At 68.7% G+C, this 23,277-nt stretch carries 23 protein-coding genes and 1 pseudogene; 15 read left to right on the top strand and 9 right to left on the bottom strand.

The window, feature by feature from the left end:
* Window positions 1-222 precede the first annotated feature (222 nt).
* Complete coding sequence (locus tag MCHUDSM44219_RS19200) at window positions 223-1,620, top strand: hypothetical protein (RefSeq protein ID WP_048419840.1); 1,398 nt, start codon at window positions 223-225, stop codon at window positions 1,618-1,620.
* A 42-nt stretch (window positions 1,621-1,662) separates the two neighbouring features.
* Here MCHUDSM44219_RS19200 and MCHUDSM44219_RS19195 read toward each other — a convergent pair whose 3' ends face one another.
* The gene (locus MCHUDSM44219_RS19195) at window positions 1,663-3,177 is read right to left on the bottom strand and encodes an MFS transporter (protein WP_048419839.1); all 1,515 of its coding nucleotides are present in this window, start codon (window positions 3,175-3,177) and stop codon (window positions 1,663-1,665) included.
* A gap of 130 nt (window positions 3,178-3,307) precedes the next feature.
* On the opposite strand from MCHUDSM44219_RS19195, the gene MCHUDSM44219_RS19190 reads away from it, so the two are divergent.
* From MCHUDSM44219_RS19190 to MCHUDSM44219_RS29100, 3 genes are all read left to right on the top strand, one after another.
* Window positions 3,308-4,246, top strand: a complete 939-nt coding sequence (locus MCHUDSM44219_RS19190; RefSeq protein ID WP_048419838.1) for an NAD(P)/FAD-dependent oxidoreductase — start codon at window positions 3,308-3,310, stop codon at window positions 4,244-4,246.
* Window positions 4,243-5,220 (top strand): MOSC domain-containing protein, encoded by a 978-nt coding sequence (locus MCHUDSM44219_RS19185; protein ID WP_048419837.1) that lies wholly within the window; start codon window positions 4,243-4,245, stop codon window positions 5,218-5,220. Before MCHUDSM44219_RS19190 ends, MCHUDSM44219_RS19185 begins: the two co-directional genes overlap by 4 nt.
* A 92-nt stretch (window positions 5,221-5,312) precedes the next feature.
* Entirely contained in the window at window positions 5,313-5,669 is a 357-nt protein-coding gene (locus MCHUDSM44219_RS29100) for a WhiB family transcriptional regulator (protein ID WP_236695518.1), read from the top strand.
* Here MCHUDSM44219_RS29100 and MCHUDSM44219_RS19180 read toward each other — a convergent pair.
* Window positions 5,638-5,832 carry a hypothetical protein gene (locus MCHUDSM44219_RS19180; protein ID WP_048419836.1) on the bottom strand — a complete coding sequence of 65 codons (195 nt, stop codon included), beginning with the start codon at window positions 5,830-5,832 and terminating at the stop codon, window positions 5,638-5,640. The genes MCHUDSM44219_RS29100 and MCHUDSM44219_RS19180 overlap by 32 nt on opposite strands.
* 36 nt (window positions 5,833-5,868) lie before the next feature.
* Complete coding sequence (locus tag MCHUDSM44219_RS28515) at window positions 5,869-6,804, bottom strand: LysR family transcriptional regulator (protein WP_053081302.1); 936 nt, start codon at window positions 6,802-6,804, stop codon at window positions 5,869-5,871.
* A gap of 148 nt (window positions 6,805-6,952) precedes the next feature.
* Here MCHUDSM44219_RS28515 and MCHUDSM44219_RS19170 point away from each other — a divergent pair, with 148 nt between their 5' ends.
* The 8 genes and pseudogenes from MCHUDSM44219_RS19170 to MCHUDSM44219_RS19135 all read left to right on the top strand — a co-directional run bounded on the left by MCHUDSM44219_RS19170 (window position 6,953) and on the right by MCHUDSM44219_RS19135 (window position 14,447).
* Complete coding sequence (locus tag MCHUDSM44219_RS19170; RefSeq protein ID WP_048419835.1) at window positions 6,953-7,831, top strand: alpha/beta fold hydrolase; 879 nt, start codon at window positions 6,953-6,955, stop codon at window positions 7,829-7,831.
* Window positions 7,828-8,502, top strand: a complete 675-nt coding sequence (locus tag MCHUDSM44219_RS19165) for a cysteine hydrolase family protein (protein ID WP_048419834.1) — start codon at window positions 7,828-7,830, stop codon at window positions 8,500-8,502. Before MCHUDSM44219_RS19170 ends, MCHUDSM44219_RS19165 begins: the two co-directional genes overlap by 4 nt.
* Window positions 8,495-8,956: a nuclear transport factor 2 family protein gene (locus MCHUDSM44219_RS19160; RefSeq protein WP_048419833.1), complete on the top strand. Its 462-nt coding sequence runs from the start codon at window positions 8,495-8,497 to the stop codon at window positions 8,954-8,956. Before MCHUDSM44219_RS19165 ends, MCHUDSM44219_RS19160 begins: the two co-directional genes overlap by 8 nt.
* Window positions 8,957-8,981: 25 nt before the next feature.
* Window positions 8,982-9,596, top strand: a pseudogene (locus MCHUDSM44219_RS19155) (pyridoxamine 5'-phosphate oxidase family protein); the annotation flags it as partial.
* A 401-nt stretch (window positions 9,597-9,997) separates the two neighbouring features.
* A complete protein-coding gene (locus MCHUDSM44219_RS19150) occupies window positions 9,998-11,380 on the top strand; it encodes an amino acid ABC transporter substrate-binding protein/permease (protein ID WP_236695525.1) in 1,383 nt (460 codons plus the stop codon).
* Entirely contained in the window at window positions 11,377-12,147 is a 771-nt protein-coding gene (locus tag MCHUDSM44219_RS19145) for an amino acid ABC transporter ATP-binding protein (RefSeq protein ID WP_048419832.1), read from the top strand. The genes MCHUDSM44219_RS19150 and MCHUDSM44219_RS19145 overlap by 4 nt, the downstream gene beginning before the upstream one ends.
* A gap of 49 nt (window positions 12,148-12,196) precedes the next feature.
* Entirely contained in the window at window positions 12,197-12,619 is a 423-nt protein-coding gene (locus tag MCHUDSM44219_RS19140) for a nitroreductase family deazaflavin-dependent oxidoreductase (RefSeq protein ID WP_048419831.1), read from the top strand.
* 280 nt (window positions 12,620-12,899) lie between these two features.
* On the top strand, window positions 12,900-14,447 hold the full coding sequence (locus tag MCHUDSM44219_RS19135; protein WP_048419830.1) for a hypothetical protein: 1,548 nt from the start codon (window positions 12,900-12,902) through the stop codon (window positions 14,445-14,447).
* Window positions 14,448-14,457: 10 nt separating this feature from the next.
* Here MCHUDSM44219_RS19135 and MCHUDSM44219_RS28510 read toward each other — a convergent pair whose 3' ends face one another.
* The 3 genes from MCHUDSM44219_RS28510 to MCHUDSM44219_RS19120 form a co-directional block, all read right to left on the bottom strand.
* Window positions 14,458-15,459 (bottom strand): PE-PPE domain-containing protein, encoded by a 1,002-nt coding sequence (locus tag MCHUDSM44219_RS28510; protein ID WP_053081300.1) that lies wholly within the window; start codon window positions 15,457-15,459, stop codon window positions 14,458-14,460.
* Between the two features lie 95 nt (window positions 15,460-15,554).
* Window positions 15,555-16,346 (bottom strand): M15 family metallopeptidase, encoded by a 792-nt coding sequence (locus tag MCHUDSM44219_RS19125; protein ID WP_048419829.1) that lies wholly within the window; start codon window positions 16,344-16,346, stop codon window positions 15,555-15,557.
* Window positions 16,346-17,119 carry a DUF427 domain-containing protein gene (locus tag MCHUDSM44219_RS19120; RefSeq protein WP_048419828.1) on the bottom strand — a complete coding sequence of 258 codons (774 nt, stop codon included), beginning with the start codon at window positions 17,117-17,119 and terminating at the stop codon, window positions 16,346-16,348. The genes MCHUDSM44219_RS19125 and MCHUDSM44219_RS19120 overlap by 1 nt, the downstream gene beginning before the upstream one ends.
* A gap of 82 nt (window positions 17,120-17,201) precedes the next feature.
* On the opposite strand from MCHUDSM44219_RS19120, the gene MCHUDSM44219_RS19115 reads away from it, so the two are divergent.
* Complete coding sequence (locus MCHUDSM44219_RS19115; RefSeq protein ID WP_236695517.1) at window positions 17,202-18,515, top strand: H(+)/Cl(-) exchange transporter ClcA; 1,314 nt, start codon at window positions 17,202-17,204, stop codon at window positions 18,513-18,515.
* On the opposite strand, the gene MCHUDSM44219_RS19110 is transcribed toward MCHUDSM44219_RS19115, so the two are convergent.
* Window positions 18,500-18,799 carry a DUF732 domain-containing protein gene (locus tag MCHUDSM44219_RS19110; RefSeq protein ID WP_048419827.1) on the bottom strand — a complete coding sequence of 100 codons (300 nt, stop codon included), beginning with the start codon at window positions 18,797-18,799 and terminating at the stop codon, window positions 18,500-18,502. The genes MCHUDSM44219_RS19115 and MCHUDSM44219_RS19110 overlap by 16 nt on opposite strands.
* Window positions 18,800-19,213: 414 nt before the next feature.
* Here MCHUDSM44219_RS19110 and MCHUDSM44219_RS19105 point away from each other — a divergent pair, with 414 nt between their 5' ends.
* Window positions 19,214-20,572, top strand: a complete 1,359-nt coding sequence (locus MCHUDSM44219_RS19105; RefSeq protein WP_048419826.1) for a wax ester/triacylglycerol synthase domain-containing protein — start codon at window positions 19,214-19,216, stop codon at window positions 20,570-20,572.
* Between the two features lie 6 nt (window positions 20,573-20,578).
* Here the strand turns inward: MCHUDSM44219_RS19105 and MCHUDSM44219_RS30370 are convergent, their stop codons facing one another.
* Entirely contained in the window at window positions 20,579-20,734 is a 156-nt protein-coding gene (locus tag MCHUDSM44219_RS30370) for a hypothetical protein (protein ID WP_165762012.1), read from the bottom strand.
* A gap of 53 nt (window positions 20,735-20,787) precedes the next feature.
* Between MCHUDSM44219_RS30370 and MCHUDSM44219_RS19100 the strand changes: the two genes are divergently transcribed.
* On the top strand, window positions 20,788-21,642 hold the full coding sequence (locus MCHUDSM44219_RS19100) for a GNAT family N-acetyltransferase (protein WP_048419825.1): 855 nt from the start codon (window positions 20,788-20,790) through the stop codon (window positions 21,640-21,642).
* 4 nt (window positions 21,643-21,646) lie between these two features.
* Here MCHUDSM44219_RS19100 and MCHUDSM44219_RS19095 read toward each other — a convergent pair whose 3' ends face one another.
* Window positions 21,647-23,005 (bottom strand): flavin monoamine oxidase family protein, encoded by a 1,359-nt coding sequence (locus tag MCHUDSM44219_RS19095; protein ID WP_048419824.1) that lies wholly within the window; start codon window positions 23,003-23,005, stop codon window positions 21,647-21,649.
* Between the last annotated feature and the right edge of the window lie 272 nt (window positions 23,006-23,277).

The following is a 23,277-nucleotide window of genomic DNA, read 5'->3' as shown; positions in this document are numbered from 1 at the left end:
GTCTTTCGTCCTCTGAACAACGCGTCGCCGCGGCGGTGTCATTCCGCAGCGCCATGTCCTCGCATGAACGGACGACTTCGGCACCGCGCGCGGGTACCCCTGAGGCGGCCAAAGATCGTCAATTCGTGCGATGGGCACCACCGGTCTTCAGTGATTGAGTGAGCGCGGCTGACGAATTTACCCGTCAGTAACTTACCGAGTCCACACAGCAGGGATACCGTTATGCACGCCATCGATCGCAGACCAGCCGCCGCCGGCGTGGCCCTTCTCGGCGCCACCGTCATTGCCGCCTCCGCGGTGTTGCCTGCAGCGAACTTCTCTCTGCCGCAAGCGCTTTCGCCCCACGTCCTGTTTACCGACGTGGGGCTGACCGCGGCGTCAGACCCGCTGGAGCTCTACCGCACGGTGTTCCTCGAAGCCGGCGCGAACCTCAAGACATTGCTCGAGAACACTCACCCGGGGCAGGTGGTGGGGCAGCTCATCGCCAACCAGATCAGCAGCGCCGTCGCGCTCGGTCATGGTCTGGCGACCGCCGGCGGAGGTGTGGCCGATGCGCTGACCACACAGGTCCCTGAACTCGTCGACACCGCGTTCACGGAACTCGCGGCGGGCAACATCGCCGGGGCGACGAACGCTCTGCTGCAGATTCCGCTCGCAGTGGTGGTGCCGGCCGCCGGTCTGCTGCCCGTGCTCGGAGACGTCCTCACCAAGCCGTTGCAGAACGTGATCAACGTGATCCACGCGTTCACCGCAGATCCGCTGGCCACACTGCTCGCGGTCAGCGGCTTCATCGCCCCGCTGATCAGCATTCCGGCGGCAGCCGCCGAAGCGATCCAGACCGTGGTGAGTTCCGTGGGCACGGGGGATCCGAAGGCCTTGGTCCACGCGCTGGTCAGCGCTCCCGCCGTATTCCTCGGCGGCGTCCTCAACGGCGGTATCGGCCCCGATCTGGGTCCGTTGGTCTCACCCGGGCTGCCGGTCAAGGCCGGCGGGCTGCTGAGCTCGGCCGGATTCGTCTTCAATGACGACGGCTCCTTCTACCTCAACACCGGCGGGCCGCTCTATTCGCTGCAGCAGGTGCTCAAGCTGGTCAAGGACGCCATCACCCCGGCGACGACTCCAGCGACGACCCCGGTGCCGGCCACTGACGAGGTCACCGCGATCCCGTCCGCGGGCGCCGCCACCGTCACGCTCACGACCAAGGACGCCGCACCAGCCGAGGACGCCGCACCGATCAAGGACGCTGCACCGGCCGCCGACGACGCGTCGGCGCACCCGGCCGCCCCTGTCGACCCGCGACCGGCTACGACCGACGACGGCGCCGAGACCGCTCCGTCGGACACCGGTGACGCGGCGTCCGATCCAGTCGCACCGCCGTCGTCGACACCGGAGCACGACGCAGAGGCCGCCACGGGAGAGGCCACCGACGAGCCGGCGTCCCCGCGAAGCGGCGAAGCGACGAAGAGCGACGACGATACCGCGGGCGCGCACCCGGCCGGCGGCGCCGTCGGCTCCGGTGATGCGGCCGGTGCCACGCGCCCCACCTCAGCCCGGCCCACCGCACAGCATCATCTTCCGCGGGCCGTCGGCAAGGCAAAGGCTGCGGCGCACGCGGGATAGGTCGGCGACGACGGGTCCCGCGGCGACCGCGGTCGGACGTGCTCAGGGCGAGCGGGGCAGCTGCGCTCCCTCTGCGCGGACGGAGCCGCGGCGCCTCGGGGCCTGCTCCGCGGAGAGCGGAGTAGCGATGTCTTCCAATGACTTTCCTTCGGCGTCCACGGCCAGGAACCAGGCGACCAGCCCGCCGGCGATCATCACCGCCGCACCCAGCAGGTAGCCCAGGAACAACCGGAACGGCTCGGACCCGTCACCGATCAGGGCGCCGTAGATCACGGGCCCCAGCGCGCCGAAGCACTGTGCGATCGCGAAGAACACCGCGATCGCCTTTGCCCGCACCTCGAGCGGGAAGATCTCGCTGACGGTCAGATACGCCGAGCTGGCCCCCGCCGAGGCGAAGAAGAAGATGACACACCACGCGATGGTCTGCGTCAGCGCGTTGAGCGCTCCGGCGTTGAACAACACGGCGCTGAACGCCAACAGCAACCCGGAGAGAATGTAGGTCCCGGCAATCATCTTCCGGCGGCCGATGGTGTCGAAGAAATGGCCGATCGTCAGCGGCCCGGCCAGGTTGCCCACCGCGAAGGCGATCAGATACAGCGGCGTCGACTCCGACGGCACCCCGTAGAACTTGCCCAGCACCAACGTGTACGTGAAGAAGATCGCGTTGTAGAGAAACGACTGGCTGATCATCAGCGAGGCACCCAAGATCGAGCGACTCGGATACTGCCGGAAGAGCACCCGGGTCAACGCCAGGTAGCCGATCTTCTCCGTCGGCCGCAGCTCGATCGCCTTGCTCTCGTCGACGGGCGGTAACGAGGCGCCGGTGGCCTTCACCTCGCGTTCGATGTAGGAGATCGACTCCTCGGCCGCCGCCTCCCGGCCGTTCATCACCTGCCAACGTGGGCTCTCCGGCAGATGCCGACGCACCACGAGGATCACCAGGCCCAGCACCGGTCCGATCAGGAACGCCAGGCGCCACCCCACGCTGAGGTCCATTGCCTTGAGGAACACGAACGTGCCCAGCGTGCCGAGTACGGCTCCCGCCCAATAGGTTCCGTTCACCGCGATGTCGACCCGGCCCCGGTAGCGCGCCGGGATGAGCTCGTCGATGGCCGAATTGATGGCCGCGTATTCGCCGCCGATACCCATGCCGGCGATGAACCGCGTGACGTACAGGAACGCCACCCAGCCCGCGCCGTTGCCGAGCGTCAACGCCGTCAGCGCACTGCCGAGGAGATAGACCCCCAGCGTCACCATGAACAGGTTGCGGCGACCCAGCTTGTCCGAGAGCCGTCCGAAGAACAACGCCCCGACCACCTCGCCGGCCAGATACACCGTCGCGAGGAGCCCGACCGCGGCCGACGAAAGACCAAGTGTCTCGGGCTGACTCAGCGTGTCGGCGACCGCGCTGGCGATCGTGATCTCCAGACCGTCCAGAATCCAGGCCACCCCGAGGGCGATCACCATCCGCGTGTGGAACGACGACCACGGCAATCGGTCGATCCTGGCCGGAATGAGACTGCGGATCGCTCCGTCGGTACTGGTGGGTGATGCCATGACCGCCTCCTCGCCACGCCCTGGTCGAAAGCGGGACTTCCCACCAGAATGCGGTCGGAAACCCCCGATTTCTGCGCGGGCGTCAGCAGGGGTGCTCACAGGCCGACCCGGACGTGACTACGGTGGCGGGATGGCATCACCACGCGTCGCCGTCGTCGGAGCGGGACTGTCCGGCGCCGCGTGCGCGCACGCGCTGGCGCAGCGCGGCATCGCCGTCGAGATGTTCGAGCGGGGACGCGCGCCCGGCGGCCGGATGGCGTCGCCGACCGTGCAGGGCCGCCGCGTGGACGTGGGCGCCGCGTACTTCACGGTCAAGGACTCCGGGTTCTCGGCCGTCGCCGACAGCTGGGTCGAGCGCGGCCTGGCTCACCCGTGGACCGACACCTTCGACGTGCTCTCACCCGACGGGCGCGACGCCACCACGGGGCCTGTCCGCTTCGCCACCTCCGGTGGGCTGCGGTCCCTGGTGCGCGACCTGGTGCCCGAGGGCATCCGGTTTGAGACGGAGATCGACACGCTCGACGACCTCGATCACGACGCGGTGGTGCTCGCGATGCCCGACCCGCAGGCGGCGCGGTTGGCCCCCGGCGCGTGCGAGTGGGTGGACTACGAACCGGTGATCGCCGTCGCCGCAGGCTGGGGTCAGCGCTCGTGGTCGCTGGCCGACGCCGCCTTCGTCAACGACGACCCCGACGTGTCGTTCATCGCCGACGACGGGTCCCGACGCGGCGATGGCGCCGCTGTGCTCGTCGCCCACACCACCGCGTCGCGGGCCCGACGGCATCTCGACCAGCCCGCCGACGCGGTGGCGCCCGTGCTGGCCGCGTTGCGCCGGCTGCTCGACGTCACCGTCGAACCGTCGTGGACGCACGTGCACCGTTGGACGTTCGCCAAACCCGCCGACACGCACGGTGACGCCGAGTTCGCCCTGGTCACGAGTGACCGCCTGCTGGGGGTGTGCGGCGACGCCTGGTGCCCGTCGGGCGCGCCGCGCGTGGAGTCGGCGTGGATGTCGGGCCGGCGGCTCGGCGCCGCGATCGCGGATGCGGTGGAAGGGAATACGAGATGAACGTCGTTGAGCTGTGGCGCTTTCCGGTCAAGTCGATGGGCGGGACCCGGGTCGACACGTTGCGGATCGACCGGCGGGGCGTGCACGCCGACCGGCTGTGGGCGGTGCGCGACGTGGAGAAGGGCGTGACCGCCTCGGCGCGACGGATCCCGGTCCTGCTGCAGTGCTCGGCGCGTTACGCCGCCGACCCCACCGAGGACGCCGGGCCCGGCAATGTTCCGGCCGTCGTCATCACGATGCCGGACGGCCGCGAATTCGACGGCGCCGACCCGAAGGCCGACGCGGCGCTCAGCGAGCTGGTGGGCCGCGAGGTGCGCCTGGTGGCGCTGCCGGCGCCGAAAGACACCAGCGCGCACCGTATGTCGCTGCAGACCTCGCTGGACAACTTCGCCGCCGATCAGGTCCGTCGCGACTTCGGGCTGGGCGACACCGACGAGCTGCCGGACACGTCGGTCTTCTCCACGCGCCAAATGGTGACGCTGGCACGCTATTCCACGCCGCCCGGAACGTTCGTCGACCTCAGCCCGGTGCATGTGCTCACGACGGCGAGCCTGCGCAGCCTGTCGGCCGACGGAAACCCCTACGACATCCGGCGGTTCCGGCCCAACGTGCTCGTCGACGTCGACGCTGACGGGTTCCCCGAATCGGCGTGGGTGGGCGGGGAGGTGCGGCTCGGCGCCGTCGTGCTGTCGGTGACGAACCCGACCATCAGGTGCGTGGTGCCCACCCGCCCCCAGCCGGGCGTGGAGCTCGACACCTCGCTGACGCGCCGGCTGGCCGAGCGCACCGACCGCTTCCTCGGCATCTACGCCGACGTCGCGACGCCGGGCACGGTGCGCGTCGGCGACGACGTGAGTGCTCGACCGGCAGCGCCGCCCGGGGTGGTGCAGCGCGCGACCGCGGCGGCCGGCAAGGCGGCCACCCGCGGTCTGCAGAAGGTGCTCGAGACGACGGTGCTGCGCACCAGGAGTTGACGGTCGTGTAACGGCGACCGCATGCCGACCGACCTCACCTGTGACCGATGTGTCGCAAGGTGCTGCCGAGACGGATGAACGGAGGCCGGACGGTGAGTCGACGAGATACCACCCTGTCGTCGTTCGCGCGGACCCAGTGCCTGCGCCTGCCCCCGCCGAAGGAGGACGCGTGGAACTGGCAGCTGCGCGGCAGCTGCCGGGGATACCCGGCCGAGACGTTCTTCCCGGAGTGCTATTCGCGTTCCGAGCAACGCAAGCGGGAGAACGCCGCGAAGGTCATCTGTCGTCAGTGCCCGGTGCTCGAGCAGTGCCGCGCCCACGCACTGCGCACACCGGAGACCCACGGTGTGTGGGGGGCGATGACCGCGGGCGAGCGCGCGCGGGCGCTGCTGCGGCGAAACGAGTACCGGCCGGCGGTCAGTCCTGCTGGAGTCGACCATCCGGCGTGACGTGGAAGGTGCCGTCCTCGTGCGCGCCGGGAAGATCCGGCATCTCGTGGCGGCCGCCGGCCGACCGGCGCCGGGACGACCACACCAGCGCGCCCACCGTGGACAGGCCGGCGACGGTCACCGTCCGCCAGAACACGTGCCGCGCGGACGTCGTGTCGCTCATGCGCCGAGAATGCCCACGACCGCGCGGATGTAATCCCTAACCGCTGCCGGTGTGCCGGAGATGGTCCGGCTGGCTCACCCATCCCGGCGGCACATCGACCGACAGCGCGAGGTGCACGAAGCGGCCGACCGCGGCCGCCGTGGCACGGATCGGGCACCACTGCAGGGTGTAGGGCAGGTACCGGGCCGGGGACAGGGGCCGCAGCACCACACCGGCGCTCACGCCCGCCACGGCGGCGGTGGTGAGCACCCAGTCGATCTCGGTTTGGGCCGGCCACCGATAGGCCGACAGATCGGTGTCGGCGAATTCGACACTCGGGGGCCGGATTCCGGCGTCGTCGAGAACCTCCTGCAACGCCAGCGACCATGCGGGGAACAGGGCCTCGCTGTGCATCCCCAGCGTCTCGGTCGCCAGGTCCGCCAGGTCCAGCGTCTCGCGGTCGGCGAGGGGATGACCGTCGCGTAACGCGATCATCACCGGTTCGGCGCAGAACACCTCGCTGAGGATTCCGGGCGGGTCGGTCACCGGCCCGCACGTGATCGCGATGTCCAGCGCACCTTCGCCGATCGCGCGCTGCAGATCCGGCAGCCACATCCGGCGTACCGCCAGGTCGACCTCGGGGGCCACCCGGTGCAGCGCGTCGGCCAGATGCGGCGCCAGCACCGGCGCGGCCGGCGGCGTGATGCCCAATCGGACGGTGCCCGCGTCGCCGTCGGCCAGGCGCCGGATCGCCGCCGCCGCGCCTTCCACGTCCTCGAGAATGGCCCTCGCGCGGCCGAACAGCTCGACGCCGGCCTGCGTCAGCGCCACCCGGCGGGTGGTGCGGGTCAGCAGGGGAGCGCCGACCTCGCGCTCCAACCGGCGGATTAGATCGCTCAGCGTCGGCTGACCGATGCGCAGCTTCTCCGCGGCGCGCCCGAAGTGCAGTTCCCCGGCGACCGCAACGAACGCCTCCAGCTGGCGCAATTCCACCCGCTGATCGTAGGCACGTGATGCTCATTGATCGACCGGCACGATCAGACCGATCGCCGATCGCCCCTTTTTCCGCGGCCCCGATCCAGCCAGGCTGAATGCCACAGCACCGGCGCGGCCCGGTCTACGACACCTTCCGAGGAGCGCCATGTCCGACACCGTCACCCGCTACCACACCGCGACCATCGACGGGCTCGACGTGTTCTACCGCGAAGCCGGCGACCCCGCCCGGCCGACATTGCTCCTCCTCCACGGGTTTCCGTCCAGCTCGCACATGTTCCGTGAGCTGATCGCCGCGCTGGCCGACGAGTACCACCTCGTCGCCCCCGACCACATCGGCTTCGGTCAGTCCGCCATGCCGTCGGTCAACCAGTTCACCTACAGCTTCGACCGGCTCACCGAGATCACCGAGAAGTTGATCGAACACCTGGGCCTCGAGCGCTTCGCGATCTACATCCACGACTACGGCGCCCCGATCGGTCTGCGCATCGCCAGCGCGAGGCCCGAGCGGATCACCGCGATCATCAGCCAGAGCGGCAACGCGTACACCGAAGGCTTCACGCCGTTCTGGGACCGCCTCTTCGCCCACGCGCAGGATCGCGCCGCCAACGAGGACGAGGTGCGTGAGTACTTCACCCCCGAGACCACCCGGTGGCAGTACACCCACGGCGTTCCCGCCGACCGGCTCGACCGGATCGCCCCCGAGACGTGGCAACTCGACCAGGCCGGGCTCGACCGCAAGGGCAACGACGCCGTCCAGCTGCAGCTCTTCTGGGACTACCAGTTCAACCTCGACGGTTACCCGGCGTTCCAGGAGTACTTCCGCACCCACCAGCCGCCGCTTCTGGTCACCTGGGGTCGCAACGACGAGATCTTCGGCGCCGCAGGGGCCGAGGCCTTCAAACGCGACCTCCCCGACGGCGAATACCACCTGCTCGACGCCGGGCACTTCGCGCTGGAAACCCACGGCGACGAGATCGCCGGCTACATCCGCGACTTCCTCGGCCGACAGGAAGCGCTGCGGTGAACTACGACGCCGCGGACACCGCCGTCGTGGTCATCGACCCCCAGGTCGACGTGCTCAGCCCGGCGGGCAAGAACTGGGAGGTGCTGGGCGCCAGCGTCACCGAGAACCGGACCGTCGAGCATCTCGTCGCGCTGCTCACCGCCGCGAAGGCGGGCGGCTACGGGGTGTTCGTCTCCCCGCATTACTTCTATCCGACCGACCACCGGTGGCTGTTCAACGGGCCGCTCGAATCCGACGAGCTCCGCACCGGCACGTTCGCGCGGCGCGGCGCACTCACCCTCGACGGCTTCGCGGGGTCGGGAGCGGACTGGCTCGAGGAGCTCGAGCCGATGATCGACGACGGGTCCACGGTGGTGGCCAGCCCGCACAAGGTGTGGGGTCCGCAGACCAACGACCTGGTGTTGCAGCTGCGCAAGCGGCGCATCGCGACGGTGGTGCTGTGCGGCATGCTCGCCAACATCTGCGTGGAGTCGCATCTGCGGGATCTGCTGGAGCAGGGCTTCGAGGTGGCCGTGGTCCGCGACGCCACGGCCGGACCGCGGCACCCGGTGTTCGGCGACGGCTACCAGGCCGCGCTGGTCAACTACGGATTTTTGGCACATGCCGTGCCGACGACGAGCGAGGTGGTCGCCGCGATGACCGCCGCACAGGAAGGCGCGAGCAGTGAGTGAATCCCGTCCACCGTTCCCCCCGTTCGACCTGACCTCTGCGCTGCAGAAGGTGCAGGCCGCCGAGGATGCCTGGAACACCTGCGATCCGCACCGGGTCAGCCTCGCGTACACGCCCGACAGTGCGTGGCGCAACCGCGACCAGTTCCTCACCGGACGCGACGCGATCGTCGAGTTCCTCACCGCGAAGTGGCAGCGCGAACTCGACTACGCCCTGCGGAAAAGCCTGTGGGGCTTCCGGAACAACCGCATCGGCGTGCGATTCCAGTACGAATGCCGCGATGCGTCGGGGCAGTGGTGGCGCAGCTACGGCAACGAGCTGTGGGAGTTCGACGACCACGGACTGATGCGCCGGCGCGAGGCCAGCATCAACGACATCCGGATCGAGGAATCGCAGCGACGCTACTTCGGGCCGCGTCCCGAGGAGGAGCACGGCCACGAAATCCCGCTCCAGTGATCGTCATTCGCGTCTCGGAGGCGCCATGAGCAAGCGCTACGGCACCATCGCCTTCACCGACGACGTCCGCGCTGTACAGGCCGAGCACGGCAGCGAGACCTTCTACGGTCGCAAGGCCGACGCGGGTGCGAGTTCACCGGGTCCGGATCCGCTGACCGAGGACGAGAAGGAGTTCCTGGCCGAACGGGACGGCTTCTACCTCGCCTCGATCGGCGAGACGGGCTGGCCCTACGTGCAATTCCGCGGCGGAACAGCGGGATTCGTGCACGTGCTGGACGACCACACGATCGGCTGGGCCGACTTCCGCGGCAACCTGCAGTACATCAGCACCGGGAACATGGCCGGTGATGACCGTGTCGCGCTGATCGCCGTCGACTACGCCCACCGACGCAGGCTGAAGATCTTCGGCCACGCCCGCATCGTCACCGCCGACGCGGACGCCGACCTGCTGCGCTCCCTGTCCGACGACAACTACGACGCGGTGGTCGAACGTGCCGTCGTCGTCGCCGTGGAGGCCTACGACTGGAACTGCCCGCAGCACATCACCCCCCGCTTCACCGTCGCCGAACTCGACAGCGCGCTGGCGCCGACCCGCAGCCGGCTCGCCGCGCTGGAAGCCGAGAACGCCGACCTGCGCAAGNACCCCCCGCTTCACCGTCGCCGAACTCGACAGCGCGCTGGCGCCGACCCGCAGCCGGCTCGCCGCGCTGGAAGCCGAGAACGCCGACCTGCGCAAGCGTCTCTCACAACGGAACAGTTGATGCGACCGACCCCCATAACCGGATCAGGCGCGCGCCCGTGGGTCTAGCCTCAACCTGATCATCGTCGACAGGGAGGTCAGCATGCGAGCCGGTTGGACGGGACGTACCGTCCCGGAAGCGGCGGGGNGCCCGTGGGTCTAGCCTCAACCTGATCATCGTCGACAGGGAGGTCAGCATGCGAGCCGGTTGGACGGGACGTACCGTCCCGGAAGCGGCGGGGTGGTGGACGCACATCGGCCGCCGCGTGGTCTATCTGGTCGGGGTTCTCCTCGTGGTGGGAATGGGTTCGGTGCTGTCGGCCGCCCCGCAGGCCCACGCACAGGGGCAGACCTACACCGTCGCGACCGACACCACCTTCGCGCCGTTCGAATTCCAGGACAAAGAGGGCAATTTCGTCGGTATCGACATGGACCTGATCCGGGCGATCGCCAAGGACCAGGGCTTCACCGTCGACATCAAGCCCCTCGGATTCGACGCCGCGCTGCAGGCCGTGCAGGCCAACCAGGTCGACGGCGTCATCGCGGGCATGTCGATCACCGACGAACGCAAGAAGGTCTTCGACTTCTCCGATCCCTACTTCGAGTCCGGCATCCAGATGGCGGTGCTGAAATCGAACAACGACATCAAGTCCTATGAGGACCTCAAGGGCAAGCGCGTCGCGGTCAAGAACGGCACGCAGGGCTCTGATTTCGCCAACTCGATCAAAGACAGATACGGCTTCGAGGTGGTGTCGTTCGCCGACTCGTCGTCGATGTTCGACGAGGTGCGGACCGGCAACTCCGACGCGGTCTTCGAGGACTACCCGGTGCTGCTCTACGGCATCGCGCAGGGCAACGGCTTCAAGACCGTGACCCCCAAGGAAGACCCGACCGGCTACGGCTTCGCCGTCAACAAGGGCCAGAACCCCGAACTGCTGAGCAAGTTCAACGAGGGCCTGAAGAACCTCAAGGCCTCCGGCGAGTACGACAAGATCATCAGCGCCTACCTCGGGGAAGAGGCCACCACCGACGACAACTCGTTCCTCGGGCTGATCAAGAGCACCTTCCCGCTGCTGCTCGAGGGCCTCAAGATGACCGTCATCCTGACGGTCGTGTCGATCTTCTTCGCGCTGATCCTCGGCGTCATCTTCGGGCTGTTCCGGGTGTCACGGGCCATCTGGCTGCGCGCCATCGGCACCACCTTCGTCGACATCTTCCGCGGCACGCCTCTTCTGGTGCAGGCGTTCTTCATCTACTTCGGCATCCCGTCGGCGCTCGGCTTCCAGATGTCCGCGCTCACCGCCGGCATCATCACGCTGTCGCTGAACGCGGGCGCCTACATGACCGAGATCGTCCGCGGCGGCATCCTGTCGGTCGACAAGGGGCAGATGGAGGCCGCGCGCAGCCTGGGCATCGGCTACCTGCCGACGATGCGCAAGGTGATCCTGCCGCAGGCCATCCGCACGATGATCCCGTCCTACATCAACCAGTTCGTCATCACGCTCAAGGACACCTCGATCCTGTCGGTGATCGGCATCGCCGAACTGACGCAGACGGGCCGGATCATCATCGCCGGCAACTACCAGTCGTTCAACATGTGGCTGATCATCGGCATCATCTACTTCATCGTCATCATGGCGCTCACCAAACTCTCGGACCGACTCGAGAAGAGGCTCGTGAAATGAACCAACTGGCACCCGAGACCGCGACGGAACACAAAGGCGCGGTGAAGATCCGCATCGAGGGGCTGAAGAAGTCCTTCGGTGATCTGGTGGTGCTCGACGGCATCACCACGACCGTCAAGGAGGGCGAGGTCGTCTGCGTGATCGGGCCGTCCGGTTCGGGCAAGTCCACGTTCCTGCGGTGCCTCAACAAGCTCGAGGACATCACCGGCGGCACGGTGGTCATCGACGAGTTCGATCTGACCGACAAGAAGATCGACCTCGACAAGGTGCGCCAGCGCATCGGCATGGTGTTCCAGCACTTCAACCTGTTCCCGCACATGACGGTGATCGACAACGTCACGCTGGCCCCGCTGCTGACCAAGAAGATGGACAAGGCCGCTGCCGAGAAACGCGCCATGGAACTGCTGGGCCAGGTGGGTCTGGCCGAGAAGGCGCACGTCAAACCCGCGACGCTGTCCGGCGGGCAGAAGCAGCGGGTGGCCATCGCCCGGGCGCTGGCGATGAACCCGTCGATCATGCTGTTCGACGAGGCCACCAGCGCGCTCGATCCGGAGATGGTCGGGGACGTGCTGGAGGTGCTGCGCACGCTGGCCGCCGAAGGCATGACGATGGTGGTCGTCACCCACGAGATGGGCTTCGCCCGCGAGGTGGCCTCGCGGGTGATCTTCATGGCCGATGGCAACATCGTCGAAGACGACACGCCCGCCGAGGTGTTCGACAACCCCAAACACCCTCGGCTGCAGGACTTCCTGTCGAAAGTCTTGTAGCCCCACACTCCGCGGGAATTTCTCCCCGGAGTTGGTGTTGACTGGGGGCATGACTGAGCAACCGCAGCTGAGCCCCACCGACTGGGTTCGCGACCAGACCAAACAGATCCTCGAGCAGGGGACCACTGAGGGCGTCGAGATCATGGACCGTCCCGTCGTCCTGTTCACCACCACCGGGGCCAAGTCCGGCCAGAAGCGCTACGTGCCGCTGATGCGCGTGGAGGAGAACGGCAGGTACGCCATGGTCGCCTCCAAGGGCGGCGATCCGCAGCACCCGTCGTGGTACCACAACGTCAAGGTCAACCCCACCGTCACCGTCCAGGACGGCGAGGAGGTCAAGACCATGACCGCCCGTGAGCTCGAGGGCGAGGAGCGCGAGCACTGGTGGGCGCTCGCGGTCGAGAACTACCCGCCGTACGCCGAGTACCAGACGAAGACCGATCGGCAGATCCCGGTCTTCATCGTGGAGTAGCCAGAACCCGGTAGACCGGCCTGGCCGCCGTTTGCGGAAAACGGACGCTGCACCCTCGGTAATTGATTTGCACTGGCGTCAATTGCCACGGGTGCGGACACGGGTGGTGGGGACGGCGCTAAGCAGGGTGAACAGGGTGACAGCACCCCGGATGTGACGAATCTGTGAGCGGATCCGGCGATTTGCTACGGGTCCGGTCACGTTCCGGTTACGGTGATTGCTGCTGTCAACCCGTGATCCTTGCTGGCTCCCCGGCGGGGACGCTTCCGAAAGGGGCGCCATGCCTTCCGTTCGTCCATTTGTCACGGCGGGTGTGGCGCTGGTGGGCGCCAGCGTCATCGCCGTCTCACCCGTCACCCCGACGCAGCCGCAGATCCGGACCGTCGGCATGGACGTCGCGCTCGTGGCCGCCACCACCAACGACTTCTGCCAGGGGGTCTCGGGAACGCTCTGCCAGACGGCGGGCGCCGAGGAACTCACCGGCGCACCGGCGGCGGCCGCCGCGCCGAGCGGTGCGCCCAACCTGTCGCCCAGCCTTTTCAATATCCCGGCGAACCTGTTCATCGCGCTGGCCAACGTGCCCTACAACTTCTTCAACGCCCTGGGGCAGGGCGACGTCAACCTCGGGGATCTCCCCGACAGCGGCTTCAGCTTCACCAACTCCCGGGACGGCATCGACCTGAACCAGACCGGTGTGGTCGGCCTGACGGCGGACCTGGAGTACGGCGGAAGCTGGTGGGTGTATCACCCGTTCAACGTGCTCGGTACCGACTCGGCCGACATCGCCCGCTACCAGTCGCTGGTCAACGTGCTGCTGCCGTTCCCGGCACTCTCGGTCGGTCTGGGCAACATCCTCGCGACGGTGGCCGCCTCCCAGCTGCCGATGAACGTCGGCTGCACAGGCACCAACGTCGGCGGCTGCGACCACCCCGAGCAGATCCTGTCCACGATGTTCGACCTGCGGCACATCGTCGCGCTGTTCTCCCCGGGCGGTTACACCTTCCCCGCCGTCAAGAACCCGATCACCTGCAGCTCCGACGGGCTGTGTGACATCAAGGATCCCGACGGGGAGCCCGAGCCGTGGTCAGAGGGCACCTACGCGCTGAACCTGTTCGATCCGTTCGAGAACTTCTACAACAGCCTGCTCGAGACGCCCGACTTCAGCCAGATCAAACTGCCGACGCTGCAGATGATCGTGGGCACCATCACCGGTCTGCTGCGTGGGCTCAACACAGCGTTCAACCCGTTCGTCGTCGGCACCCAGTGCGGGTTGTGCTCGCTGTTCGTCAAGGTGCCGCCCGGCGAGACCCGGCCCGGCCCGATCAATCCGGGTGCGGAGATCCCCGGCAAGCCGGGCACGCAGACGGCGACGCTGGTCGCGGCCACGGACACCGCCGCGGCCGATGCGCCGCCGGTCGAGCAGCGTGGTGGGGCATCGAGTGACGACACGAAAGCCCTGGCGCGCGAAGAGGATTCGACGCAGGAGGAGAAGGGCGGCGATACGACGTCGGCCGAGCCGGTCTCCGACAACGAGGAACCGCAGCAGGGCGACGTCGACGAGACCGACGACACCACCGTCGCCGACGATGTGACGCCGGAGCCCGACGTCACCGAGGACGACACCGAGGATACGGCTGCCGGGACCGACGCTTCCGACGCGTCGGACGCCGGCGACGCGGGTGACGACGCCTCGTCGGCCGCCGACGACAGCAAGGCCGACGACACGAAGAAGGCCACCGGCAACGACATCGGCACCACCGGGGGCACGTCGTCGCCGGGGACGACCAACTCGTCGACCGCGGGCAGTACGTCGGGCTCCGACGACTGACCGGCTCCGATCAGGAGGCCGCGGCGTCGGCGGTGTCGGCCCCGGCGGACGGTCGGGTGCTCGAGACGGCCGGACGCTGCGGTTGCCGGCGGTCGGCCTGACGGGCGGTCCGTCGTTCGGCGGCCTCGGCCTTCCGGTCCTTCCACAGGCTGCGTCGCGGCTTCTGCGGCTTCTGCGGCTCCGTCGCCGGCGCCTGGGCGGCCTCTGTCGCGTCCACCGCATCGGCTGTCGCGGCAGAAGTCTGATTGCGCTTGTAGGCCCGGTCGACGATCGGTCGCAGCTTGGCGTCGAGTGCGGCGATCTTGTCGGGGTCTGCGCCCTTCGACAGCATCGGCTGCAGCAGCGGCAGCACCGGGGTGGGGATCAGGATGCTCGTCGTCACCCCGCCCCGGGAATTCGGCTCCGAGACCGTGATGTGGTCGGCGGGCACCTGGGAGATGTCGTAGTAGGCCATCGGCACGTGCAGCAGGAAGCCACCCATCACCGCGTTCATCACCGCGAGCCCGTTGAACGAATTGTCAGGCCAGTCGGCGATGCCGTCGTACTCGGCCTTGACCACCTTGAGGTTGTACTGAGTCTCCGGCAGCGGCTGGTATTTCACGCCGGTCCCGCGGTACCACCGGGCGCTGATGCCCCCGTACACCGCTGCATCCAGTTCCGTCGGCGACGGCGGGTTCGGATCCTGATCCAGCATCCGCAGCACGTTGTAGATCACCGGTGAGCCTGCCGAGACACTGCCGATCGTCTTGGGGCCCGGGGTGGTGTACACGGCGGCGTAGAGGTTCTCGGTGCCGACGTCGACGGAGTACTTGAATCTGTTCACCTGACCCGGGAAGGCGACATTGACCCGCGTGTAGTCGGCGAAGTAGCCGCCCATCGCGGTGGCCATGTCCTCGTCGGTCAGCACGTGATATTTGCCGGCGCCGCCGACGAGCAGCGCGGTCGCGGCCTCCGCGGTGGCGGGGGAGACGGCCAGCAGGCACAGTCCCAGCAGGATGACGAGTCTTTTCATCGAAGGTCCCCTGTCCTCCGGACCGCTCCGTTGCGGTCATCTGATCAGTGTCGCGCTCCGACCGCCTCTTCGTGGGCGAGTTTGCGGGGTTCGGTTCAGCGCTTTGCCGACGACGGCGCGACGGGGACGTCGAACAGGGTGTCGGGGTAGACCTCCGGGGTGAGCGTGAAGTGCCACCACTCCTTGTCGTAGTTCTCGAACCCGTGTTGCTTCAGCCCGCCCATGAGCAGCAGGCGATTGTCGAGCTCGCTGCCCTGCACACGGGGATCGAGCGTGTGCGCCAGCGTGTCGAAGCAGTCGTATCCGGTGCCCATGTCGATGCCGGCGTCGGCGAAGCGCTGCCCCGCCGGGGCGGTGCAGTCGACCAGCGGCTGCCCGGCGATGTACACCGGTTCGGGCCTCGCGGGAAGGGCGACCAGCGTCAGGTCGACCGTGCTGGCTCTGCTGTGGCCCGACTTCTCGGCAATGTAGCCGTCGGCGAACAACCGGCTCTTGTCCACCCGCGGGTAGAACTCCGCCTTCATCTGCTGATCGGCGAGGTCGCGCGCCCACGAGACGAAGTCGTCGACCGCACGTTGCGGGCGATAGCAGTCGTACACCTTGAGCGAGTATCCGCGGCTGAGGAAGTCGCGCTGCGCGTCGCGCAGCGCCTCGGCCGCCGGGCGCGCCAAGAGGCACATCGGCGCCTCGTAGCCGTCGACCCGGCGGCCGGTGAAGTTGTGCTCGGTGGCATACCGGATGTCGAGCAGGATCGACGGGTCGACGTCGCTGAGCGAGACGAGGTCGGGACGCGCCACGGGATCGGGTTGGGCCGATACCGGCGGAGCGCCCGTGCCCGCCGTGAGAACCGCGCAGACGGCGAGTGTGGCCGCCACTCGGCGGCCCATCAGCTGAAGTGAGTTCGAGGGCGCGGCAACGGTTCTCCGTCCACGGTGAGATCCACCTTCTCGTTGTAGAAGGCCACCAGGTTGGCGATCGGGGCCACCGCGGGCAGCGGCGTGTGATAGGTCCAGGCGATGTCGGCGTGCACCGTGCCGTCCACCTCGGCCGACCAGTAGCCCGAGGTGACGCCCTTGTACGGGCACAGCGTCTGAGTCTCCGACGGGTGCAGCACCTCGAACGAGATTTCCGTCCGGTCGATGTAATACCTTGTGGGCAAGCCTGTTTCGAACAGCAGCACGGGGCTCTTGGTGTCGGCGACCGTGACCCCGCCGATCGCGACCGTGACGTGCCGGTGCGAGCGCAGCGCATCGACCCGCGCGTACGGGTTGCGGGGGTGGCCGTAGATCGGCTCGTCCTCCTCGAACCAGTCCAGGGCGTCCCACGCGAAGCGCACCATGCCGGCGACCGGACCGTCACCGTCGTCGAACACCCGCGCAGCCGACGGGACCGTTCGCCCCGCGCCGGTGAGGGCGAACGTGCGCGACGGCCCGAGTTGCACGCGCTGCGGATGGTTCTCGTCGACCAGGACGCCGGCCGCGACATCGGAGAGCGGGATGTAGTACTGCGGGTAGTACGGCAGTTCCCACACGTACCGCGCCGCGGTGGTGTCGAAGACCGGCTGGCCGCCCAGGAATCCGCGCACCCGCCGCGGTACCGGTTCCACGCGCCCCCGCGCGGCGGCGGGTGGCGGATAGTTCGGCGGGGGGGCGGCGTCCATGCTCACCGTCGGTCTCCTTGTCGTGGTCCGATCTGCGAAACTGTATGCCCGGCTGTCCCAGCGGCGAAGGAGAACACATCCCGTGACCGCGCGCGGCTCGCTCGTCATCGCGGTGACGGCGATCCTCGCCGGAGTCGTCATCGGTTTCGTCGGCGGTGCGTTCCGCTGGTGCCTGCAGACCGCCGAGCGGCTGCGCCTGGACCTGGTCGACTGGGCGCACCAGCTACCGGGCCCGGGCTGGCTGATCCCGGTGGCCGCCGCAGCGGCGGGAGCGGCCCTGGCCGCACTGATCGTGCGCCGGCAGCCGCTGGCGGCAGGAAGCGGTATCCAGCATGTCGAGGCCGTTTACCACGGTCATGCGCGCCCACCGCTGATCGGACTCATGTTCGGCAAGTTCGTCGGCGGCGTGCTCGCGATCGGGTCCGGAATGGTGCTCGGCCGGGAGGGCCCGACCGTGCACATGGGGGCGGCCGTCGGCGCGCAGGCCGCCCGGGGTGCGCGCCTGGGCGACGCCGACATCCGGATGATGCAGACCGCGGTGGGCGGCGCCGGCCTGGCGGTCGCCTTCAACGCGCCGATCGCGGGGGTGCTGTTCGCCGTCGAAGAGGTGACCAAGGCGTTCCGGCTGCAGATGGTGCTGGCCACCACGCTCGCGTCGGCCACGGCCGTCGGCTGCTCCCGGCTGATCCTGGGCAACCACCCCGACTTCGCGGTGGCGAGGATGGCCGCCCCGGCGCTGGCCTGGCTGCCGCTGTTCCTGGTCTTCGGGGTGCTGACGGGCCTGCTCGGCGCCGTGTACAACCAGACGGTGCTGTGGTTCCTCGACCACGTCACCGCGGTCGCGCGCATTCCGGCCATCGTCAAGGCGACGGTGATCGGGGCGCTCGTCGGGCTGGCCAGCGTCGTGGTGCCGCTGTCGGTCGGCGACGGCCAGACGCTGACCCAGCTGCTCCTGGGCGGGCACACCCTGGTGCTCGCCCTCGTCGCGGGATACCTCGCGATCCGCTTCGTCGCCGGTCCGCTGTGCTACTCGGCCGCCCTGCCCGGCGGCCTGTTCGCGCCGCTGCTGGCCGTCGGTGCGCTGTGGGGTGTGCTGTTCGTCGGCGTCTTCGGCCTGGTGTGGCCGCACGACGTGACCTCGCTGGCGATCCCGGTGGCCATCGTAGGGATGGCGGCGTTCTTCTCGGCGACGGTCCGCGCGCCGGTGACGGGCATGGTCATCGTCATCGAGATGACCGCCACGACGTCGGTGACCGTGCCGATGCTGGGCGCCACCGCCGCCGCGGTGCTGGCCGCACAACTGGTCGGGTCACCGCCGATCTACGACAGCCTGCGCGAGCGCATGGTGCCCGAACGCCCGGCCGGCGGCGCGCCGGACGATCAGGACGGGCAGTAGGTCTGGGTGGCCGCGCCGACGAAGAACCCGCTCTGCTCGACGGTCCAGCCGGCGGGTTCGCTGATCTCGACGGCCACCTGCTCGGGCGCCTGCCCGGCGCCGACGTAGTCGCAGACCGCCGACGCGAGGTTGATCGCGTTCTCCTCGCTGGAGAACGGGATGCCCTCGTTCTGGATCACGTTGATGAAGACGTCGTCGTTCGGGTCCGCCACCGCGGGGGCCGCCAGTGCGGTGGCCAGACCGGCGGCGGCCAGCGCCGCTGACATGATTCCTGTGCCGCGCATGGCGCACCTCCTACGAATTTGCTGACGGCGTGACATTACGCCGCACGCCGTGACGGATTCGTTGTTTTCCGGAAACGGCCGGGCTTTTCGCTCAGCCGGAAAAGCCAAGGGGGTTGATGACAATGGTGTGGTTCGTCGAAGGGCCCGATTCATGCTGACCACAGCGACGGCGGCCTCGGCGGACGAATGGCCGCAGCCGATTCTCTTCAATGGCGACGACCGGATGCCCAATTTTCTGCCGATGCCCGTCAGGACCGAATGGGCATTCGGTACACCGGGATTCGCCGGCGCGTGTGGTGCCTCCGGCGGGTCAGAGGACCTCGGTCGCCTCGTGGAGGGAACAAGGTCCTCACTGTGCCGCGGCCCATGTGATCGAGCGCGTGGCGGCCCTAGGTTGAGGAGCGGGAGCACACGATGAATGAATTCATGCGCAGCAGCGACGCATTCACCTGGTCGATGGAGAGCGATCCACGGCTGAGGTCGACGGTGGTCACGGTCCTCCGCCTGGACCGGACGCCGGACTGGGACGACGTTCGCGAACGTTTCCTCCGGCTCAGCGGCGACTTGCCGATGTTCCGGCAGAAGGTGGTGGCCTCACCGCCGCCGGCGCCGCCGCGCTGGCAGGACTGCGAGGAATTCGATCTCGACTTCCACATGCGCCGCATCGGCGCCCCCGGAACGGGATCGTTCGACAGCGTCCTCGAACTGGCCCGCCTGGCGCAGATGGAGGACTTCGACCGCGCCCGACCGCTGTGGAAGATCACGCTGATCGAGGGACTCGCCGACGGCGGCGCGGCCGTGCTCTGCACGTTCCACCACGCGCTGACCGACGGGGTGGGCGGCGTGCAGATCGCGATGGCGCTGTTCGGGCTCACCGACCTGCCGCCGCAATCCGACGCCACCGACGAGGTCGCGCGCCAGCCGTTGTTCGGGGAGTACTGGGACACCGCGCGCTACAGCGCCGGGCTGGTCGGGGGAGCACTCGCCGGGGTGGCGACGGAGGTGCCGCGGCTGCTCGTCGACGGGATCCGGCACCCGGTGCAGACCCTCGGCTCCGTCGCCGAGATGGCCACCTCGGTCTACCGCGTGGTGCGGCCGGTGAACCAGACGGGATCGCCGCTGATGAAGCGGCGGACCCTCACCCGCCGCCTCGACGTTCTGGAGATCCCGATGCCGCCGCTGCGGGAGGCGGCCCACCGCAGCGGAGGCGCACTCAACGACGCGTTCGTCGCCGGGGTGGCCGGTGGCCTGCGCATCTACCACGAGAAGCACGATGTCGGCGTCGGCGACCTGCACCTGACGATGCCGATCAGCCTGCGGGCCGACGACGACGCACCCGGCGGCAACCGGATCACGCTGATGCGGTTCGACGTCCCGGTCGGGGTCAGCGATCCCGCCCAGCGCATCCGGCAGATCCACGAGAGAACCGACCAGGTGCGTCACGAGAAGTCGCTGCCCCACACCCAGTTGATCGCCGGCTTCCTCAACCGGATGCCGCGCTGGTACATCGGTTCGATCCTGCGGCACGTCGACTTCCTGGCCAGCGATGTGCCGGGGATACCGGTACCCGTCACCCTCGGCGGGGCGCACGTGGTGATGCAGTACGCGTTCGGGCCGACGATCGGCTCGGCCGTCAACGTCACGCTGCTCACCTACGTCGACACCTGCTCGCTGGGCATCGACGTCGACACCGGGGCGATCCCCGATGTCGACCTGTTCACCGAGTGCCTGCGGGCCGGCTTCGACGAGGTGCTCGCGCTGGCCGCCGACTGACGCGGTTCAGTTCTCGTCGGGGATCTCGTTGCGGGTCTGCCAGCCGGCGGGTGCCTCGGGATCGTCGTTCTGATGGTCGAGCTTGTCCTGCAACTCCCGCTGTTCGTCGCTGGCCTTCGTCGCGTCCTCAGGCGTGGGCGGCGGCGTGTTGTTCTGTTCCACGGCGACCTGTTTTCTCCGTTGGCCGCAGATCCAAACCCCGACAGAATGGCTCCGTGACGGAGACACCGCTGTTCTGCGGCATCGCACTCGCCGAGCGCATCGAACGTGCCGAGGCCGGGTTGATCGCGTCGGCGACCGCAGCCGCCGGGGCCCGGGGCGCCTGGGGCATCGCGATGCCCGTCGCCGGCGGCGTCGCCTGCTGCGCCGATGCCGGATCACCGATGAACAAGGTGGTCGGGCTGGGGTTCGCCGGATCGCCGGACGCGGCGGAGCTCGACGAGATCGAACGGGTCTTCGCGGCCCACGGTGTCGCGGTGGCCGTCGAGCTGTGCCAGCTGGCGGACCCGGCAGTCGCGGCCGACCTGACCGCACGCGGCTACCGACTGGTGGGTTTCGAGAACGTCCTGGGCCGGGCGCTGCCCGGCGACCTGTCGCCGCGCCCGGCGGCGGGCGTGCAGATCCGCCGCGCCGAGGCGGGGGATCTCGGGGACTGGCTCGACGTGATCATCGAGGGATTCGCCCACCCCGACGGTGCCGGAGTGCCCAGCCACGAGACCTTTCCGCGGGACGTCATCGAGCGTGCCGAGCTCGACATGGAGCGGGCCGGAGCGGTGCCGTACCTCGCACTGTGCGACGGTGCGGTCGCCGGCGGCGCCAGCATGCGGTGCGATCAGGGCATCGCCCAGCTCACCGGTGCCGCCACCGCACCCGCCCACCGCCGCCGCGGGGTGCAGGCCGCTCTGCTCGAACGCCGGCTACGCGACGCCGCCGAGCGTGGGTGCGACCTCGCCGTCGTCACCACCGCTCCCGGCTCGACGTCGCAGAAGAATGTGCAGCGCAAGGGTTTTCATCTTCTGTACACCCGCGCGGTGCTGGTCGGCGACGTCACCGCGTCGCACCGGAAGTGAGGTCTCACGCCGCCGCGTCTGCGGCGAGTACTTCACGGGCGGCGCGCTCTCCCGAGCGGACAGCTCCGTCGACGAAGCCGTACATCACCGCCGACGTCTCGGTGCCCGCCCAGTGGATGCGGCCGCAGGCCGGCCGGAGCGCGTGCCCGAACTCGGTGAGCACACCCGGTGGCGCATGGCTGATCATTCCGCCGCCGGAGTATCGCTCCACCGTCCAGTCCTGTTGCGTGAACTCAACGGGGACAGCAGCTTTCGGCCCGAACCGGTGCACGAGCGCCTCGGTGATGGCGGTGGCGCGGTCGGCCGGGGTCATCGCGCTGAGCCGACGGGCCGTGGGCCCCTCGTTCACGATGGCCAATACCCCGGGCCCGCCCGCGTGCATACCGGCGTCGATGGTGACTGCGGCGGCGGTCCCGGGAGCCGCCGACTGTCCGGTCAGGCCGTCGGCGCGCCAGAACGGTTCGCCGTAGAGGGCGTGGCATTTGAGGACAGCACCCGAGGGCATCCGCTGATGCAGGAACGTCCGGTCCACGGGAAGCGCCGGCTCGTAGATGATCTGCCCGGCAATGGCGATCGGGACCGAGACGACGACCCGCCGTCCCCGCACCTCCCGCCCGTCGCACCGCACCGTGACCCCCGCGCGGTCCTGACTGATCGAGCGTGCGGGGACGCGCAGGCACAGTCCGTCGGCCAGACAGTCGGCCATCCCGCGATAGATCGCGCCCATGCCCCCGACCGGGCGCGCGTCCTCGGCAGCGCCCTCCACGCCCAGCACGAAGTCCGGTCCGCCCGCGCTGGCCAGCTGGTACGCCACGAACAGCAGGGACAGTTCCGTGGCCGCCGACGTGTAGCAACCCGCGAGCGCCATCTCGAGCAGACCCCGCGCCTGCCGAACAGGTACATGGCGCTCGAGCCACTGCGCGAGTGTCGTCGCGTCCCACCGGTCCGCCCTCGCCGCGTCCCACGGCGCCTCCACCGGGATCGACGCGCACATCCTCCGCAGTTCGAGGAATGCGGCGGCGAGGTTTCCCGACACCCACGGTCGCATGGACCAGGGAATGGTGCCGCCGTAGCGGTAGTTCTTACCGTCAACGAGCATCAGCGCCTCGCCGTCGACGTACTGCTTGTAGGACCTGACCCCGAGCTCGGCCATCAGCGCGTGGATTCGATCCTGACCCGGGCCGATCCAGGTACCTCCGTGATCGATGTAGCTGCCGTCGGCGCGCGTTTCGGTGAAGGTGCGGCCACCTGGCCGGTCCCGCGCCTCCATGACGAGCACCGAATGCCCGGCCTGGGTGAGTCGCAACGCGGCGGTGAGGCCGGCGAATCCCGCGCCGACGACGATGTAGTCCGCGTCCTCCATGACGTCTCCGACCTCAACGGGATGAGACATTCTGCCTACGCCTGACCGGTCGGTACGTCAAGAGTTCCCGTCCCGTCACTGACGGATCAGGGTGTCCGAAGATTTTCGGAAGTGCAGTCAAACTTATTGTCGGACAGGCACTTTCGAGGTGCGCGAGTTGCACGTCCGGCATCGGCCAGGGTAGGCTGTCCGAAGCGAAGGGGAGTAGCCCCCAATCGGATGGTCGACATACTGGCCCCGCGGTCTACGCGTCGGCCCGGCCATCCGGACCG

This window comes from Mycolicibacterium chubuense (assembly GCF_001044255.1).
GTDB lineage: Bacteria > Actinomycetota > Actinomycetes > Mycobacteriales > Mycobacteriaceae > Mycobacterium > Mycobacterium chubuense.
This window is presented reverse-complemented; position numbering and strand designations above follow the sequence as displayed.

Excerpts from the sequence above, each read along its gene's own strand:
- MCHUDSM44219_RS19200 (WP_048419840.1), top strand. The coding sequence starts at position 223 with ATGCACGCCATCGATCGCAGACCAGCCGCCGCCGGCGTGGCCCTTCTC.
- MCHUDSM44219_RS19195 (WP_048419839.1), bottom strand. The coding sequence starts at position 3,177 with ATGGCATCACCCACCAGTACCGACGGAGCGATCCGCAGTCTCATTCCG.
- MCHUDSM44219_RS19190 (WP_048419838.1), top strand. The coding sequence starts at position 3,308 with ATGGCATCACCACGCGTCGCCGTCGTCGGAGCGGGACTGTCCGGCGCC.
- MCHUDSM44219_RS19185 (WP_048419837.1), top strand. The coding sequence starts at position 4,243 with ATGAACGTCGTTGAGCTGTGGCGCTTTCCGGTCAAGTCGATGGGCGGG.
- MCHUDSM44219_RS19180 (WP_048419836.1), bottom strand. The coding sequence starts at position 5,832 with ATGAGCGACACGACGTCCGCGCGGCACGTGTTCTGGCGGACGGTGACC.
- MCHUDSM44219_RS19170 (WP_048419835.1), top strand. The coding sequence starts at position 6,953 with ATGTCCGACACCGTCACCCGCTACCACACCGCGACCATCGACGGGCTC.
- MCHUDSM44219_RS19150 (WP_236695525.1), top strand. The coding sequence starts at position 9,998 with ATGGGTTCGGTGCTGTCGGCCGCCCCGCAGGCCCACGCACAGGGGCAG.
- MCHUDSM44219_RS19145 (WP_048419832.1), top strand. The coding sequence starts at position 11,377 with ATGAACCAACTGGCACCCGAGACCGCGACGGAACACAAAGGCGCGGTG.
- MCHUDSM44219_RS19140 (WP_048419831.1), top strand. The coding sequence starts at position 12,197 with ATGACTGAGCAACCGCAGCTGAGCCCCACCGACTGGGTTCGCGACCAG.
- MCHUDSM44219_RS19135 (WP_048419830.1), top strand. The coding sequence starts at position 12,900 with ATGCCTTCCGTTCGTCCATTTGTCACGGCGGGTGTGGCGCTGGTGGGC.
- MCHUDSM44219_RS28510 (WP_053081300.1), bottom strand. The coding sequence starts at position 15,459 with ATGAAAAGACTCGTCATCCTGCTGGGACTGTGCCTGCTGGCCGTCTCC.
- MCHUDSM44219_RS19125 (WP_048419829.1), bottom strand. The coding sequence starts at position 16,346 with ATGGGCCGCCGAGTGGCGGCCACACTCGCCGTCTGCGCGGTTCTCACG.
- MCHUDSM44219_RS19120 (WP_048419828.1), bottom strand. The coding sequence starts at position 17,119 with ATGGACGCCGCCCCCCCGCCGAACTATCCGCCACCCGCCGCCGCGCGG.
- MCHUDSM44219_RS19110 (WP_048419827.1), bottom strand. The coding sequence starts at position 18,799 with ATGCGCGGCACAGGAATCATGTCAGCGGCGCTGGCCGCCGCCGGTCTG.
- MCHUDSM44219_RS19105 (WP_048419826.1), top strand. The coding sequence starts at position 19,214 with ATGAATGAATTCATGCGCAGCAGCGACGCATTCACCTGGTCGATGGAG.
- MCHUDSM44219_RS19095 (WP_048419824.1), bottom strand. The coding sequence starts at position 23,005 with ATGGAGGACGCGGACTACATCGTCGTCGGCGCGGGATTCGCCGGCCTC.